Annotated in this window: 12 protein-coding genes; 8 read left to right on the top strand and 4 right to left on the bottom strand. The window is 67.1% G+C overall.

Annotation, left to right across the window (positions count from 1 at the left end; genetic code table 11):
* Window positions 1-37: 37 nt before the first annotated feature.
* Both ppa and ACZ1II_RS09025 read right to left on the bottom strand, forming a co-directional pair.
* A complete protein-coding gene (ppa, locus tag ACZ1II_RS09030; protein ID WP_465146121.1) occupies window positions 38-586 on the bottom strand; it encodes an inorganic diphosphatase in 549 nt (182 codons plus the stop codon).
* Window positions 587-848: 262 nt separating this feature from the next.
* A complete protein-coding gene (locus ACZ1II_RS09025) occupies window positions 849-2,792 on the bottom strand; it encodes a M61 family metallopeptidase (protein WP_465146120.1) in 1,944 nt (647 codons plus the stop codon).
* A 179-nt stretch (window positions 2,793-2,971) separates the two neighbouring features.
* On the opposite strand from ACZ1II_RS09025, the gene hisS reads away from it, so the two are divergent.
* The 8 genes from hisS to ACZ1II_RS08985 all read left to right on the top strand — a co-directional run bounded on the left by hisS (window position 2,972) and on the right by ACZ1II_RS08985 (window position 14,640).
* Window positions 2,972-4,228: a histidine--tRNA ligase gene (gene hisS, locus ACZ1II_RS09020; protein WP_465146119.1), complete on the top strand. Its 1,257-nt coding sequence runs from the start codon at window positions 2,972-2,974 to the stop codon at window positions 4,226-4,228.
* Window positions 4,225-5,295 (top strand): peptide chain release factor 1, encoded by a 1,071-nt coding sequence (gene prfA, locus ACZ1II_RS09015; RefSeq protein ID WP_465146118.1) that lies wholly within the window; start codon window positions 4,225-4,227, stop codon window positions 5,293-5,295. Before hisS ends, prfA begins: the two co-directional genes overlap by 4 nt.
* Complete coding sequence (gene prmC, locus ACZ1II_RS09010; protein ID WP_465146117.1) at window positions 5,288-6,130, top strand: peptide chain release factor N(5)-glutamine methyltransferase; 843 nt, start codon at window positions 5,288-5,290, stop codon at window positions 6,128-6,130. The genes prfA and prmC overlap by 8 nt, the downstream gene beginning before the upstream one ends.
* Window positions 6,131-6,367: 237 nt before the next feature.
* On the top strand, window positions 6,368-7,276 hold the full coding sequence (locus ACZ1II_RS09005; protein WP_465146116.1) for a DUF4167 domain-containing protein: 909 nt from the start codon (window positions 6,368-6,370) through the stop codon (window positions 7,274-7,276).
* A 210-nt stretch (window positions 7,277-7,486) separates the two neighbouring features.
* Window positions 7,487-9,121, top strand: coding sequence for an apolipoprotein N-acyltransferase (gene lnt, locus ACZ1II_RS09000; protein ID WP_465147268.1), 1,635 nt, complete (start codon window positions 7,487-7,489; stop codon window positions 9,119-9,121).
* 41 nt (window positions 9,122-9,162) lie between these two features.
* Window positions 9,163-10,380 carry a methionine adenosyltransferase gene (gene metK / locus ACZ1II_RS08995; protein WP_465146115.1) on the top strand — a complete coding sequence of 406 codons (1,218 nt, stop codon included), beginning with the start codon at window positions 9,163-9,165 and terminating at the stop codon, window positions 10,378-10,380.
* 178 nt (window positions 10,381-10,558) lie between these two features.
* Entirely contained in the window at window positions 10,559-11,410 is an 852-nt protein-coding gene (locus ACZ1II_RS08990) for a sulfurtransferase (protein ID WP_465146114.1), read from the top strand.
* Between the two features lie 293 nt (window positions 11,411-11,703).
* Window positions 11,704-14,640, top strand: coding sequence for a CHAT domain-containing protein (locus ACZ1II_RS08985; RefSeq protein ID WP_465146113.1), 2,937 nt, complete (start codon window positions 11,704-11,706; stop codon window positions 14,638-14,640).
* A 189-nt stretch (window positions 14,641-14,829) separates the two neighbouring features.
* Here ACZ1II_RS08985 and ACZ1II_RS08980 read toward each other — a convergent pair whose 3' ends face one another.
* On the bottom strand, window positions 14,830-15,375 hold the full coding sequence (locus ACZ1II_RS08980; RefSeq protein ID WP_465146112.1) for a glutathione peroxidase: 546 nt from the start codon (window positions 15,373-15,375) through the stop codon (window positions 14,830-14,832).
* Window positions 15,376-15,443: 68 nt separating this feature from the next.
* Complete coding sequence (locus ACZ1II_RS08975) at window positions 15,444-16,400, bottom strand: NAD-dependent epimerase/dehydratase family protein (protein WP_465146111.1); 957 nt, start codon at window positions 16,398-16,400, stop codon at window positions 15,444-15,446.
* Between the last annotated feature and the right edge of the window lie 3 nt (window positions 16,401-16,403).

Below are 16,403 nucleotides of genomic sequence, written 5' to 3'. Positions count from 1 at the left end.
CCTTCGTTCCACATGGGGGTGGAAAACCAACTCTGGATCAGGCTTCGACCTTCTTGCCTTCGGTCTGGTAGCGCTCGATCGCCTCGATCACGATCTGGCGGGCTTCCTCGGCGCCGCCCCAGGTGCCGACACGCACCCACTTCTCAGCCTCAAGGTCCTTGTAGTGCGTGAAGAAGTGCTCGATCTGGCTGAACACGATGCCCGGAAGGTCGCCCTTTTCCTGCACGTCCGAATAGTACGGGAAGGTCGCGTCGTCGGGCACGCAGACGAGCTTCTCGTCGCCGCCGTGCTCGTCTTCCAGGTTCAGCACCGCGATCGGGCGAACGCGCACGACCGAGCCGGGGACGAAGGGCGAGCGGGCGACGACCAGCGCGTCGAGCGGATCGCCGTCGGGCGAAAGCGTGTGCGGCACGAAACCGTAGTTCGCAGGGTAACGCATCGGCGTGTGCAGAATACGGTCGACGAACAGGGCGCCCGAGTCCTTGTCGAACTCGTACTTCACAGGCTCACCACCAACGGGAACCTCGATGATGACGTTCAGGCTCTCCGGCGGGTTCTTGCCGACAGGAATCATGTCGATGCGCATGTTGGTCCTTACATTACAGGCACGGAAACTCTCGTGCCGGTTCATCTTTGACCGGGGGCTTAGCCTTGCAAGTTATGCATCGCAACCGCCTTGTCGCAGCAGATGTCTCCAGTTTGCGACACAAGCGCCCCTGTGATCGACGAATGCCCTGAGAACATAAGGAAAAAGCCCGGAAAACGGATCGAAATCCGCTTCCGGGCCATACTTTTGCGCCTGGACGACCCGATCGAGCCGCCCAGACACCGAATTCCTGCTTGCTGCCCTACTTGCTCCGGGGCGCCAGCAGGCGGTCGAGGCCGTTGACCTTGCCCGGCGTAGTGCTTTCCAGCCAGGGGAAGCGCAGGCCGCCGTGATAGTCGAGCGCCACGGTATCGAAGGCATCGCCGCGCTTGACCAGCAGCGAGATCGGCGTCTTGGCCGACTTGGCCGCGGTGATCGCATCCTTGATGCCCTCGCCGCTATAGGCCGTGCCGTTCACCGCGACGATCTTCACGCCGCTGACGAGGCCGGCATTGTAGCCGAGACCGTCGAACACGGCCGCCGTCACGGTGCCGTCGTTATCCAGCGTCACGCCCAGCGAATAGGTGAGATCGAGCGACTTGCGCGATTCCGAGACGCCCTTCTCGTAGCCGTTCTGCGTTTCCTTCCAGACCAGCTTGTAGCCACCCATCTCGATCCCCTTGGTCGGGGCGGGCTGGTTGGTCTCGTAGATGCGGGTCTTCAGGAATCCGGCCCAGTCGTAGGGATAGACGCCGTTCAGCACTTTCGCGACTTCGTCGAAGTCGTAGGTCAGCTCACCCCAGTCGCCGTCGCGCACGCCGAAGAAGGCCTTGGCGAAATCGTCGAGGCCCTTCTTGCCGCCGGTGCCCTGGCGGATGATCTGGTCCGCTTCCAGCCAGGTCAGCGCGCCTTCGACATAGTAGTCCTCGGTGCGGGTGACGGAGGTGTAGGGCAGCGGACGGCGCATGTTGAGCACCGGCGCGAATGTGGTGTCCTCCACCGAACGCCAGCCGCGACCCGGCGTTGCTTCCGAATAGCGTGCGACCGCGCCCGCCAGGGTGTCGAGAATGGTCTGCTTGGTCTGCACGCCCGAACGCGCGGCAAGGATATAGCCCCAGAACTGGGTCTGACCCTCGTAGACCCAGAGCAGGGTGTTCTGCATCGGCTGCTGGTAGTCCGGCGTCCAGAGATCGGCCGGGCGGCGATACTTGCCGTTCCAGCTATGGACGAACTCGTGCGGGATCACGTTGCGATCCCAGTCCATCTTGTCCCACTCGGTCCAGACCTTGGGTTCCATCTGGTTCTCGCTCGAACGGTGGTGTTCGAGGCCGATGCCGCCCATGCGGTCGGTCAGCGCCAGCAGGAAGTCGTAATGGTCGAAGTGCCGCGCGCCGAACGTCAGCAGCGCTTCGGACACCAGGTTGCGGTAGCTCTTCATGTGCTCGGGCGTGATGCCGAGCAGCTTGGCCTCGTCCGCCACCACGTCCATGCTGACGTCATGGCCGAGGTCCCAGCGCTGGGCATACTTGCCCGCGAAGATCGGCTCGTCGACCAGACGCTCATAGTCGGTCGGCGTCCAGGTCACGGTGTCGCCCTGCTGCACCTTGCCGTCGAGCGCGGTGTAAACGGTCCAGCCCGCCGGGAATTTCACGGTCGGCTTCACGGTGATGCCGCGCGTGTAGTAGCCCGAGGGATAGAGGCTCATCTTCTCCCACTGGAGGTTGAGCATTTCCTGCGTCATCGTGATGCGGCCTTCCTTGGCCTGCACCGGGGACGTGTGGATGAACTTCGCGGTGACGACCTGGGTTCCGGCGGGAAGGTCGAGGTGGAAGGCGTTCACCGCCACGGTGTCGCGCTGCCACTTGATCTCCTTGCCGTCGGCAAAGAAGTGAATCTGCGCCAGCAGCGCCGCCGGGCCGGTCGGCGAGTGGTTGCCGGGCAGCCAACTCGGCTGAACCAGGGTCAGCTTGCCGGTTCCGGCGGCGATCGGGAACTGCTGGGTGACGCGGTAGACCCCGTGGACGACATCGCTGGCATCGATATCGAGCGCGATGGTCCCGGCGTAGGGCTTGTCCTGCGCGGCGGGCAGCGGCGCGGGCAGCGCAGGCGCTGTCGGACGGCTCCGCTGGGCGGAATCCTGCGCAAGAGCGGGGGTTGAAACCGAAAGGAGGGCGAGGAGCGTTACGACCGCGTTACGATATTTCATTTCAGCATTCTTTGCGGCTGTTGCGCGGTTTGGCAACCATCCAATTCGCTTCACCAGCAAGGGACCACGGATCGCCGCAATCTCTACCCCGATCCAAAGAGGGCCGGACCTCCCCGTTTCCCCCATCCTGCGCCGCAACCACTTTCCCCGCCGCCGCAATCGGGCTAAGCGCGCGCGTTATGAGCACGACATCGATCAAGACGCCCCAGGCGATCCGCGGAACCCAGGACATCTTCGGCACCGATGCCGAGGCTTTCGCGCATGTCGTCGACACGTTCGAGCGTATCCGCAAGCTCTACCGCTTCCGCCGCGCCGAAATGCCGGTCTTTGAAAAGACCGAAGTGTTCTCGCGCTCGATCGGCGAGACGACCGACGTCGTCTCCAAGGAAATGTACTCGTTCGAGGATCGCGGCGGCGAATCGCTGACCCTGCGCCCCGAATTCACCGCCGGTATCGCCCGCGCCTACCTGACCAATGGCTGGAAGCAGTTCGCCCCGGTCAAGATCGCGACGCACGGCCCGCTGTTCCGCTACGAGCGTCCGCAGAAGGGCCGCTATCGCCAGTTCCACCAGATCGACGCCGAACTGATCGGCTCGCCCGAACCGATCGCCGACGTGGAACTGCTGGTCATGGCCGACCAGCTGCTCAAGGAACTGGGCATTGCCGACGGCGTGACGCTCCAGCTCAACACCCTGGGCGATGCCGAGAGCCGCGATGCCTGGCGCGCTGCCCTCATCGAATACTTCCGCGCCCACAAGGCCGAGCTTTCGGAAGATTCGCAAGACCGCCTTGAGCGCAACCCGCTGCGCATCCTCGATTCCAAGGACCCGCGCGACAAAGTCTTCGTCGGCGACGCCCCGAAGATCGACACCTTCCTCTCCGCCGAAGCGCAGGACTTCTTCGCGGCGGTGACGGCGGGCCTCGATGCCGCCGGTGTCGCCTATGAGCGCGCGCCTTCGCTGGTGCGCGGGCTGGACTACTATCGCCACACCGCCTTCGAATTCGTCACCACCCGCCTCGGCGCGCAGGGTACGGTGCTCGGCGGCGGCCGCTATGACGGGCTGATGGAGAGCCTCGGCGGCCCGGCCACTCCGGCCGTGGGCTGGGCGGCGGGGATCGAGCGCCTGTCGATGCTGGTCGCCGATGCCGGGTCGCTCACCGAAGAACCGCTGACCGTGGTGCTCGCGGTGGAGGACGATGCCGCGCTGAGCTATGCCCAGAAGGTCATCACCGCGCTGCGTTTCCAGGGCCTCGATGCCGAAATGGTCGCCACCGGATCGGCCCGCAAGCGCTTCGACAAGGCGGTGAAGATGGGTGCCAGGGTGCTCGTCTCGTTCGGCGTAAAGGACGGCGCCCCCGTGGCGAACCTGCGCGCGGCCGAGCCGACCGCAGAATATCTCGCGGTCGAGCAGGTGCTCCAGTCGGTCCATCCGTGAGCGTATCCGACACCCGTCTGGCGCAGATCGCCGCGCGTTTCGCGGAGCTTGAGGCGCGCCTTGCCTCGGGCACGCTGGAGGGCGAGGCCTTCGTCACCGCCAGCCGCGACTATGCCGAGCTGGAGCCGGTGGCGCGCGTCGCCGCCGAAGTGGTGGCGATGCGCGGCGAACTGGACCTGCTCCAGACGCTGGAAGACCCGGACCCCGACATGCGCGCGCTGGCCGAGGAGGAAGTGCTCCGCCTCAAGGCCGAACTACCCGAAGCCGAACGCCAGCTCGCCATTGCCATGCTGCCGCGCGACGCGGCGGACGTGCGCCCGGCCATGCTGGAAATCCGCGCCGGCACCGGCGGGGACGAAGCGGCGCTCTTCGCTGCCGACCTCTACCGGATGTACGAACGCTATGCCGCCGAACAGGGCTGGCGGGTCGAAATGATCTCCGTCAACGCCAACGACCTTGGCGGGTTCAAGGAAGTCGTCGCCAACGTCAACGGCGCGGGCGTCTTCGCCAAGCTGAAGTTCGAAAGCGGCGTCCACCGCGTGCAGCGCGTACCCGTCACCGAATCGGGTGGGCGCATCCACACGTCGGCGGCCACCGTCGCGGTTCTGCCCGAACCCAGCGAAGTCGATGTGCAGATCGAGGACAAGGACCTCAAGATCGACATCTTCCGCGCCTCGGGCGCGGGCGGCCAGCACGTCAACACCACCGATTCGGCGGTGCGCATCACCCACTTGCCCAGCAATCTGGTGGTGATCTGCCAGGACGAGCGCAGCCAGCACAAGAACAAGGCAAAGGCCATGCAGGTCCTGCGCGCACGTCTCTACGAGAAGATGCGCGAAGAGGCCCACGGCGCCGAGGCCGAGGCGCGCAAGGCCATGGTCGGCTCCGGCGATCGGTCGGAGCGCATCCGCACCTACAACTTCCCGCAAGGCCGCGTGACCGACCACCGCATCAACCTGACTCTGCACCGCCTGCCCGAGATTCTCGAAGGCCCGGGCCTTGCCGAAATGGTCGATGCCCTGCTCGCCGAGGACGAGGCCAAGCGCCTCGCCGCCATGGATGCCTGACATGACTGTCGGCGAAGCTATCCGCGCGGCAGCGGAGCGCCTTGCCGCGACCAGCGACACCGCAAGGCTCGATGCCGAAGTGCTGATGGCCCATGCGCTGGGCTGCTCGCGCTCGTCGATGCTGCTCTCGCGCATGCGCGACGCCGCCCCGGAAGGCTTGGAACCGCTGGTGGAGCGCCGCGCCGAGCACGAACCCGTCGCCTATATCACCGGCCATCAGGAATTCTTCGGCTTACCCTTCGCGGTCGGCCCCGATGTCCTGATCCCGCGCGGCGATTCCGAAGTGCTGGTCGAAGCCGCCCTCGCTGCCCGGCCCAATGCTCGCAGGGTGCTGGACTGCGGCACCGGCTCCGGCGCGCTGCTGCTGGCGGTCCTCGCCAACCTGCCCGAGGCGAGTGGCGTGGGTATCGACAGTTCGCCCGGCGCCCTCGCCGTCGCGGCAGGCAATGCCGAAGCGCTCGGTCTCGCAAGCCGCGCCCGCATGGCCTTGGTCGACTGGCACGCCCCCGGCTGGGCCGAGCCGCTGGGCGGTCCCTTCGATCTGATCCTGGCCAATCCGCCCTACGTAGAAACCACATTGACGCTCGACCGCTCGGTCGCCGGTTACGAGCCTGCCAGCGCGCTCTATTCGGGCGAACTGGGGCTGGACGACTACCGCGTGCTGGTGCCTCAATTGCCCGGCCTGCTGGCGCCGGGCGGGGCCGCCTTGGTGGAAATCGGCCACGAACAGGCAGAGGCCGTTGCCGCGATCGGGGCGAAATCCGGTCTTTCCAGCCGCCTGCACCGCGATCTCGGCAATCGACCGCGCGTGCTGGAGTTTTCAACAGCTGCGTAAGTTTTCACTTGGAATTCCGCCCCGGAATGCCTAAGGATTACGTCGAACCGGCACATGGATGGAATTTCCCATGTGGGCGGCTCGCCTCCAATCTTTGCAGATCGTCGCGGCGTTTAGCGCTTCGGCACGGCAAACGGTGGAGTTCACGGCACTCGGGGGCGATCCGTGATCATGTGACGTGTGGCAGATCGGCCCGACAGGAACAGGCCGATGCCCTGGGTTTTGAGGAAATAATCCTTGAATAATAATCGTGGTAATAACCGTCGGCGTGGTCGCGGTAACAATCGCCAGCAGGGCGGTCAGCAAATCAACCGAATCGACAGCAGGGCTCGCGGCAATGCACCGCAGATGCTGGAGAAGTACAAGAAGCTGGCCCATGACGCGCACCTCAACGGTGACCGCGTGCAGGAGGAATATTACCTCCAGTTCGCCGATCACTACTTCCGCGTCATTGCCGACCAGAAGCAACGCCAGGAAGAAGCGCGCCAGCCGCGCCGCGACGATCGCACGCCCGACTACGGCGACGATTACGCGGTCGACGACTACGGCGACTTCGATTCGCCCGCCCCGGAGCGTCAGGAACGCCCCGAACGGCAGGAGCGTCCCGAGCGTCAGGAACGCAATTACGATCGCCAGGATCGGCAGGAACAGCGCCAGGAGCGCCAACCGCGCCGTGAAGATTCGCGCCGCGAAGACTTCCGCCGCGAAGAGCGTGCGCCCCGCGTCGAAACCGTCGAGGAAGAGACCGCCGTCGCCGCTCCCGGCAACGAGGCTCCGGCCGAAGGCGAGACGACCGTCTACGAACCGGCCGAGAATCCCTTCGTTCGCGACAACCGCGCCTCGCGCGGCCTGAAGCAGCGCAAGCCGCGCCGCCGCCGCGATGAGGAAGAGGGCGAGACCTCCGGCAACGAAGCGCCTGCCGCCGAAGCCGAGCCGTCCGCCAACCTCGACCCGGCAACCCTGCCCCCGGCAATCGCCGCGGCCCCGGCCAAGCGCACTCGCGCCGCCAAGGCTGCTGAAAAGGCTGTCGAGCAGGCCGGCGATGAAGCCGAGACCGCCGAAGAAAAGCCGCGCCGCCGCCGCACCCGCAAGGCTGCAGCAGCGGACGAAGGCGGCGAAAGCCCGCTGGAAGCGGTAGGCTCGTAAGATTCCGAGGGGCTTGCCAAAAGCCCCAAGGCATCCCGAACGAAAACGCCCCATGTCTCGCCGCAAGGCAAGGCGTGGGGCGTTTTCGTTTTTGAAGGACCACACTTTCGAACAGGCGCTGCGCGAACTTCGCTTGCCTCGCACCGCCTTGCCCCTCCATAGCGGCGCCATCGATCCCCTTCGGCACGAGGCCCGGCCCTGAAACCCGTACTGGACTTTCTCGAACGCCGCCCGCGCCTTGCGGCCGGTCTTGCGGCGATTGTCGCAGGCGCCGCTGCGGCCTGCGGATTCCAGCCGCTGGCGCTCTGGCCGCTCACCCTGATCGGCGTGGCCGTGCTGGCCGAACTCGTGCTCCGCGCCCCCGGCTGGCGGCGCGCCTTCCTGATCGGCTGGTGCTTCGGGATCGGGCACTTCACGCTCGGCAACAACTGGATCGCGACCGCCTTCACCTATCAGGCCTCCATGCCCGCCTGGCTGGGCATGATCGCGGTGTTCCTGCTCTCGCTCTACCTCGCGATCTATCCCGGCCTCGCCGCGCTGGGCGCATGGCTGGTGCTGCGGTTCGACGGGAAGGAGAATCGCAGAGGCCCCGGCGCCTTCCTCCTCCTCGCCCTCGCCTTCGCCCCGGCCTGGATCGTCAGCGAGTGGCTGCGCGCCTGGGTCTTCACCGGCTTTGCCTGGAATCCGCTCGGTATCGCGCTGCTCGGAGGCTTCGAAAGCCGGGGCCTCGCCATGGCCGTGCCCTGGACCGGGACTTACGGCCTTTCCGGCCTGCTGGTCCTGATCGCCTGCCTGCCCGGCCTGTTCTGGCGCCTGACCCGCGCTTCTGCCGGTTTCGCGCGCTGGCTCTGGCCGCTGCCCGCCCTCGCGGCCTTCGCCGCCCTCGCCGCGCTGATGATCCTGCCCGACCGCTGGGCCGAGCGCAGCGAAGGCGCGGTGCGCTACACGCTGGTCCAGCCCGACATCCGCCAGGAATTCATCGACGACCCGCGCTATTACGAGGGCAACTTCGTCAAGCTCGCCAAGCTCTCCGTGCCCCGCTCGCCGGGCGAGACCCGCGTCGTGTTCTGGCCGGAATCTGGCCTCGGCGACTATATCCGCGACGGCTATCCGCCGTTTCTCTACCGCATGTACACTTATGCGGGCGATCCGGTGCTCGCCCGCGAGCGCATCGGCCGGGTGATCGGCCCCTATGGCTTGCTGATGACCGGCGCGGTCGATCTGGTGCTCAAGGACGAGGAGGCCGTCGCCGCGCGCAACTCGGTCTCGATGATCGACGGCAACGGCAATCTGCTGGCGAGCTACTCCAAGGCGCACCTCGTGCCCTACGGCGAGTATCTCGCGCTGCGCTGGCTGCTCGAACCGCTGGGCGCCACCCGCTTCGTGCCCGGCGCGATGGACTTCTGGCCGGGTCCCGGCCCGCAGACGTTCGACATGGGGCGCTGGGGCAAAGTCGGCGTGCAGATCTGCTACGAGATCATCTTCAGCGGCCATGTCGTCGATCCGCGGGTCCGCCCGGACTACATCTTCAATCCCTCCAACGACGGCTGGTTCGGCCGCTGGGGGCCGCCGCAGCATCTCGCCCAGGCACGGCTGCGCGCGATCGAGGAAGGCCTGCCGGTCATGCGTTCCACCACCACCGGCATCAGCGCGGTGATCGACGCCGACGGACTGGTGCGTGCCCATGTCCCCTGGCACCGGGCCGGACGGCTCGACGGACGCATTCCGCCGCCGCATGAACCCACGCCTTTCGCAATTTTCGGAAACCGGCTGCCGCTGGCACTTGCCGCGGCTTTCTGGATTGTTGCGCTTTCCGTTATTGCGCTCCGCCGCCGTCGCCGCTAGACCCTTACCCACATAAAGATTTCTTTATATGTGGTGTCACGATGCGAAATGACTATGTCTTCACTTCCGAAAGCGTCTCGGAAGGCCATCCCGACAAGGTTTCGGACCAGATTTCCGACGCTATCGTCGATCTCTTCCTCTCGAAGGACCCGGAAGCCCGCGTCGCCTGCGAGACCCTGACCACCACCCAGCGCGTCGTTCTTGCCGGCGAAGTGCGCGGCAAGGGCATGATCGACAAGGACGGTCACTGGGAAGACGGCGCGCAGGAGGAAATCCAGCACATCGTCCGTGAGACCGTGAAGCGCATCGGCTACGAACAGGCCGGTTTCCACTGGCAGGACCTGCTGTTCGAAAACCACCTCCACCCGCAGAGCGCCGACATCGCGCAGGGCGTGGACTCGGCCGGCAACAAGGACGAAGGCGCCGGCGACCAGGGCATCATGTTCGGCTTCGCCTGCGACGAGACGCCGGACCTCATGCCCGCCACGCTCGACTACAGCCACAAGATCCTCGAACGCCTCGCCGCCGACCGCCACTCGGGCGCAGCCCCGTTCCTGGAACCCGACGCCAAGAGCCAGGTGACCCTGCGCTTCAAGGACGGCGTGCCGGTGGAAGCGACCGCCGTGGTCGTCTCGACCCAGCACAAGGCCGGCTACCACGAAGGCGCCAAGGACGCGGAACTCAAGGCCTATGTGAAGAAGGCCGTGGGCGAGATCCTGCCCGCCGGTTTCGTCACCGAGAACACCAAGTTCCACATCAACCCGACCGGCAAGTTCGAGATCGGCGGCCCTGACGGCGACGCGGGCCTGACCGGCCGCAAGATCATCGTCGACACTTACGGCGGCGCGGCACCGCATGGCGGCGGCGCCTTCTCGGGCAAGGACCCGACCAAGGTCGACCGCTCGGCGGCCTATGTCACCCGCTACCTCGCCAAGAACGTCGTCGCCGCGGGCCTTGCCAAGCGCTGCACGATCCAGATCGCCTATGCCATCGGCGTGTCGGAGCCGCTCTCGCTCTACGTCGACACCCACGGCACCGGCACCGCCAGCGATGCCGCGCTCGAAGAAGCGATCACCAAGGTCGCGGCCGACACGCTCGGCGGCCTGACCCCGCGCGGCATCCGCACCGGCCTCGGCCTCAACAAGCCGATCTACGGCAAGACCGCCGCTTACGGCCACTTCGGCCGCAAGCCGGAAGGCGACCTGTTCCCCTGGGAACGCACCGACCTTGCCGACGCGCTGAAGGCCGCACTGGCCTGATCCTCAGGACAGCCGGAAGGCCTTGAAGCGGGCCGGGTTTCCCCAGCGGAAGCCCGGCCCGTTTTCGTTTCCGCCGTCCTGTTGCAAGGCGCCGGTCCGGGTGCCAATTGAGACGGGCGGCGTCGACAGCGGCCGCCTCGTCTCCTAACGCCGCGCGGCAATTCTCCAAGGCAGACCGATGGCATTCCAGACCCTGATTTCCGTGCCCCAGCTTCATGACCTCCTCGCCGCCGGAGAGGACGTGCTGATCCTCGACTGCGACTTCGAACTGGGCGCGCCGGACAAGGGACGCGAAGCCTATCGCGCCGGGCACCTGCCGGGCGCGCGCTATGCCCATCTCGACGACGATCTCGCCGGACCGCCGGACGGGACCAACGGCCGCCATCCGCTTCCCGCCCAGGTCGCCTTCGCCGCCTGGCTGCGCGCACAGGGACTGAAGCGCGGACAGCAGGTGGTCGCCTGCGATTCGAGCGGCGGCGCCTGGGCGGCGCGCGCCTGGTGGCTGCTGCGCTGGGTCGGGCATGCAGAGGTTGCGGTACTCGACGGCGGCAAGCAGGCCTGGGAGCAGGCGGGGCTGCCGATGGAGACCGGCGATCCCTCCCCCGCCGCCGCCGGAGACTTTACCGCGGGTGAGACGCTGGTGCCCGCGCCGCTCACCGCACGGCAGGTGCTCGCCAATATCGACAGCCGCGAGGGCCAAGTGCTGGATGCCCGCGATCCCTCGCGCTTCCGCGGCGATCCCAATCCGATCGACCCTGTCGCGGGCCATATCCCCGGCGCCCGCAACCGCTTCTTTCGCGACAACCTCGGCCCGGACGGTCGCTTCCTTTCTGCCGCCGATCTCGCAGCCGCCTTCACCGCGCTGCTCGGCGAGGCTCCGGCAGTGCTCTCCTGCGGCTCGGGGGTGACGGCCTGTCACAATGCCCTGGCCATGGCGGTCGCCGGCCTGCCCCAGCCACGCCTCTATCCCGGATCGTGGAGCGAATGGATCGCCGACCCCGCTCGCCCGGTCGCCACCGGCGAGGGCTGAGCGTCCGGCGTATTCGACGAATCGGAACCGGACGCCGCCACTGCACGCTTCCCCTCTGCCATCTCGCCCTCCCACCACCGTCGCCTTCGCGGGGACGACGAGGAAGTGTTGGACAGGTTTTCAACGTTCGGTCAGTTCCTCTCCCAAACTTGCTCTCCCGCAGATTAAAGAGGCGCTTGATCCGAAAGAACAATTCGGCGCTTGCCCCGCCTGCCGAATCCTGCGCTTGAATATCCGGTTGCCGGACTCGACGCGGGATTCGCCCATGAGTCGATGCCCGGTCGGGGGCACAGATGAAGATGCGGCGTTGGGCCTGCTTGGCGGCAGGCCTTGTGGCGGGAATCGGTACGGTTGCGCAGGCGGCAGGCCTTCCCGCACCCGACACGCCCGAGCAGGAAATTCATACCCTCGCGGACTACGACACCTCCGGCGACCCCAAGGCCGCCCTGCGCCGGATCGATACCGCACTGGAACGTGCCCGCAAGTCCGGCAAAGTCGATCCACGCGACATGCTCCTGGCCGAAGCTACGCGCGGCGAGGCCCTGTTCTGGCTGGGCCGCTACGAGGAAGCACTCGCCGTATTCCGCAAGTTCGATGCGGACATGACCGCAAGGGGCGAGCCGATGACACCGCGCCGCGCCGATATCGTCAACAACATCGGCTCCGCGCTTTCCAGCCTCGGCAAGCTGGACGAAGCCCGCGTCTACAAGCTGCGCGCGCTCGATCTCAGCGAGAGCATCGCCGGGAAAGACAGCAGCGAATATGCCGCCGCGCTCTACGGCCTGGCGCTGATCGACTACCGGCGCGGATTGCCGCTGGAAGCGATCCCCCGCATCCGTCAAGCCGTCCAGATCGCCCGCGCCGCCGCGACGCGCACCGGCCGGAACGTCGAATCGCCGGTCGTCTACAGCATCACCCTCAGCACGCTCCAGATTCAGGCGGGCGATTCAACCTCTGCCGTGGAAGCCGCCCGCGCCGCCGCGACCTGGGCCGATGCCCACCTCGGCCAGGATCACCGCCTGACCCTGGCGGCGCTCAATGCCCTTGGCGCGGCGCTCAACGATGCCGGTCTCTATGGCCAGGCCACGCCGATCCTGCGCCGCGCGCTGGACCTGCGCATGGCCCGCAGCAATCCCGACGAGCGCGACCTCGGCTATTCGCTCAATGCCGTCGCCTACGCGCTCGACCTTGCCGGCTTCTCGGAAGAGGCACTGGCCTTCTACGAAAGGTCCGCGAAAATCTTCGAGGCCCTGCCGCCCTCGGCCCAGCCGATGTCCGGCGCCAACGTGTTCGGCCAGATCGCCCGCATCGTCCGCGACGACGGCCAGACCGAGCGCGCGCTCGCGCTCTACCGCAAGGCGCTCGACATGGCCCGCCGCATCGCCGCATCGCCCGACGATCCCGAAGTGCTGCGGGCCGAACTGAGCCTTGCCAAGATGCTCGTCACCACCGGAGACATCGACACGGCGCAGACCCTGCTGAACCATGTGAACACGGCCTATGCCCGCCGCGCCCTGCCGACAAATCTCGACCGGGTGGCCGGACTGGCCCTGCGCGCCGCGATCGATGCGCGCCGGGGCGATCCCGCCGCCGCGCTGGCCGGGCTGAAACCGGCGATGACGCGGCTGCGCACCCATCTGCTGGACCGCAGCACCGCCGCCACCGGCACCATCCGCCTGCGCGACCAGGCCGCCTCCACTTTCGTTCTCGAAGCCCGGATCGCGATGGCGGCTGGAGATCGGGAAACCGCTTTCGACGCCTTGCAGATGGCGGGCATGGGCGATCTCCAGACCGCCTTCACCTCGGTCGAAGCCATTCGCGACCGCTACGGCCCGGAAGCCGACGAGGCGATCCGCGCCTATCTCTCGGCCGGTGCCGAACTGCGCGAACTGCGCAAGCGGCAGGACCGTGAAGTCGGCCTCGACCACAGCGGATCCGGCCCCGGAACAGGAACAGAAACGGGCACCGGAGAAGCCATCGCCGCCGCCGAACGGCAATTGCGCGCGCTGGACGAGAGGATCGGCAAGCTGGTCCCCGGCTATGCCTCGCTGACCGCCTTCGAACCGGCGACGCTCGCCGCCGCGCAGGCGAGGCTGGGGCGCGGGCAGGCGCTGGTGCTCTATGGACAGGATTCCGACGGCCTCGTGATCATGGCCGTCACCCATGACAAAGTCGTGGCCTCGGAAACGCCGATCGCCTCGCGCCGCCTCTCCGACCTCCAGCGCAAGCTGCGCGCCTCGATCGAGGACGGCGTGCTGACCGACGGCACGGCAGCATTCGACCGGCAGACCGCCTGGCGACTCTATCAGCTGCTGTTCCCGGCCCCGATCGCCCAGGCCTTGCGTGGAAGCCGCGATCTCGCGGTCCTGACCTCCGGCATGCTCGCCTCGCTGCCCTTCGACACGCTGGTGACGGCGCCGCCCGAAGGCGACGACGCCGATCCGCAGGCTCTGCGCAGCACCGCCTGGCTGGTGCGCCGCCATGCCGTGAGCACGCTCGTCAGCGCCGCCACCCTGACAGGTGGAGGAAAGCGCGGCAGCCGCTCGCAAGGGTTCGCCGGGATCGGCGCACCGCTCCTGCCCGGACCCGAAGGCCCGGAAAGCGATCGGGCGAACGCGCTGGCGGGCGATCCCACCCAGCTTGCCCAGCTTCCACCGCTGCCCGGCGCCGAGCGCGAGTTGCAGGCCATGGCCAAACACATCCACGGCCAGCGGCAACTCTACATGGGCGCGCAGGCGACCGAAGCCGCCGTGAAGGCCGCGCCGCTCTCGAAGGCACGGGTCATCGCCTTCGCCACCCACGGCCTCGTCGGCGGCGCCTATCGCAATCAGGTCGAACCCGCATTGGTACTGACGCCGCCTGCGGAGGCAACCGAAGGCGAGGACGGGCTGCTCACCGCCTCGGAAGTGGCCCAGCTCAAGCTCGACGCCGACTGGGTGATCCTCTCCGCCTGCGATACCAGCGCCGGCGAGAGCGAGAATGCGCCGACTTACTCGGGTCTCGCCCGTGCCTTCGTCTCGGCCGGAGCGCGGGCCTTGCTGCTCTCGCACTGGCCGGTGCGCGACGACGTTGCCAGCCGCCTCACCTTGCGCACAGTGGAAGCGGCGCATGGCCGGACCAGCCGCGCCGAGGCCCTGCGCCGCGCGCAAGTAGAGGTCTTGCGCGATCCTCAGGTACCCGGCGGCGCTCACCCGGCGACATGGGCGCCCTTCGTGCTGGTAGGGAACTAGGTCACAGCCCCTTTTGCGCTGGTGGCAACTAAGCCACCCAGCTCTCGTCGCCCCCGCGAAGGCGGGGGTCCCGCTTCTACGGCGCATCGCGGAACGGCTGCAAAAGGCAGCGGGACCCCCGCCTTCGCGGGGGCGACGGTACTTTGAAATGCGAGGAGGACGCCTGACCTCCTCGCAGGTCCGTCAGGATTACTTCGCCAGTTCGGCCTCAATCGCATCGACCAGCAACCCGTCCTGCGGCGCGGTGCCGGGGGCGAAGCGGCCGACGACAGAGCCGTCGCGGGCGATCAGGAACTTCTCGAAGTTCCACAGCACTTCGGGATCGTCGTTGGGCGTCATGCCGTAGCCCTTGAAACGCTCCTTCATGCCGTCCACGTCGCCCTGCTTGGTGGGGATGGCCTGGGTCAGCGCGGCATAGAGCGGCTGCTTGGCCTCGCCCGTCACGTCCGCCTTGGTGAAGAGCGGGAACGAGACGCCGTAGTTGATTTGGCAGAACTCGACGATTTCCTCGTCGGTGCCGGGTTCCTGCGCGCCGAAGTCGTTGGCCGGGAAGCCCAGCACTTCGAAGCCCTTGGCCTTGTAGTCCTCGTAGAGCTTTTCGAGGCCCTCGTACTGCGGCGTAAGGCCGCACTTGGAGGCGACATTGACCACGAGCAGTACCTTGCCCTCGTGATTGGCCAGCGTGTCGGCGCTGCCGTCGATGCGGATCAGGGGAATGGCGGCGATATCGGTCATCTGAGGACTCTCCGTTGCATTTGGAGCGGACACTGCGCCAGCAGGATGACGCAAACAAGACGCCGCGTTCAGATGGTCTGGCCGAGAACGGGCGAAATCCATGCGGGATCATGGGCATAAGGCAGCGGATCGCCCCGGCGAAGCGCGTCCAGCACGCTCGCAAAGTCGGTGCGGGCGCGCCAGCCGAGCAGGCGCTCGGCCTTGGCGGGATCGTAGACGCGCTCGATCCGTTCCGGCAGCACCCAGCCCTGCCGGGCGTAGAGCTGCGCGGCCTCCGGGAAATGGCGGGCGATCACCGCGCGGGCATCGCGGGCCAGTTCCGCCGCTTCTTCGCGCGCGAAGGGCGGTGTTGCGGAAAGCACGAAGGCCTCGCAGCCCTCGATCCGTTCCAGCGCGGCAAGGTGGGCAAGCGCCGCGTCTTCCACGGTCAGGCGGCGATGGAGCAGTTCGTTGGCCTTGAGGTTGGGGCCGGACGGAACCGCATGCACATCGTCGTCTTCGGGAAAGAACCGGCCTGTGCGCAGGATCGCCACGGCCATGCCGCTGTCGCGCGAGACGACGCGGCAGAGGTTCTCGGCGGCGAGCTTGGTGGCGCCATAGACATTGCGCGGCTCCAGCGGGCCGAAGGCCTCGTCCATCCACCAGGCGCCCTCGTCGCCTGCCCCGGCCCGCACCTCGGCGCGCACCATCAGCGAAGTGGTGGAGGTGAACAGGAACCGAGGATGCCCCGCCTCGACCGCCGCTTCCAGCAGGTTGAGCGTGCCGGTGACATTGGTGTCGATGAAGGCCTGTCGCGGGTTGCGGACGATATCGGGCTTGTGCAGCGCGCCCGCGTGAATGATCGCCTCGATCCCGTAATGGGCGACCGTCTGGAATACGAGACTGCGGTCCGCCACCGAGCCGAGCACGCGGGTAGAGGCCCCCGGCGCAACATCCAGCCCGGTGACTTCATGCCCGCGCGAGGCCAGCAGCGGCGCCAGATGGCGACCGAGCCAGCCCGATGAGCCGGTCAGCAGCACCCGCACCGG

Source organism: Novosphingobium sp. BL-S-20, from assembly GCF_055521635.1.
The sequence above is the reverse complement of the archived record's forward strand: the minus strand, read 5'-3'. Positions and strand labels throughout refer to the sequence as shown.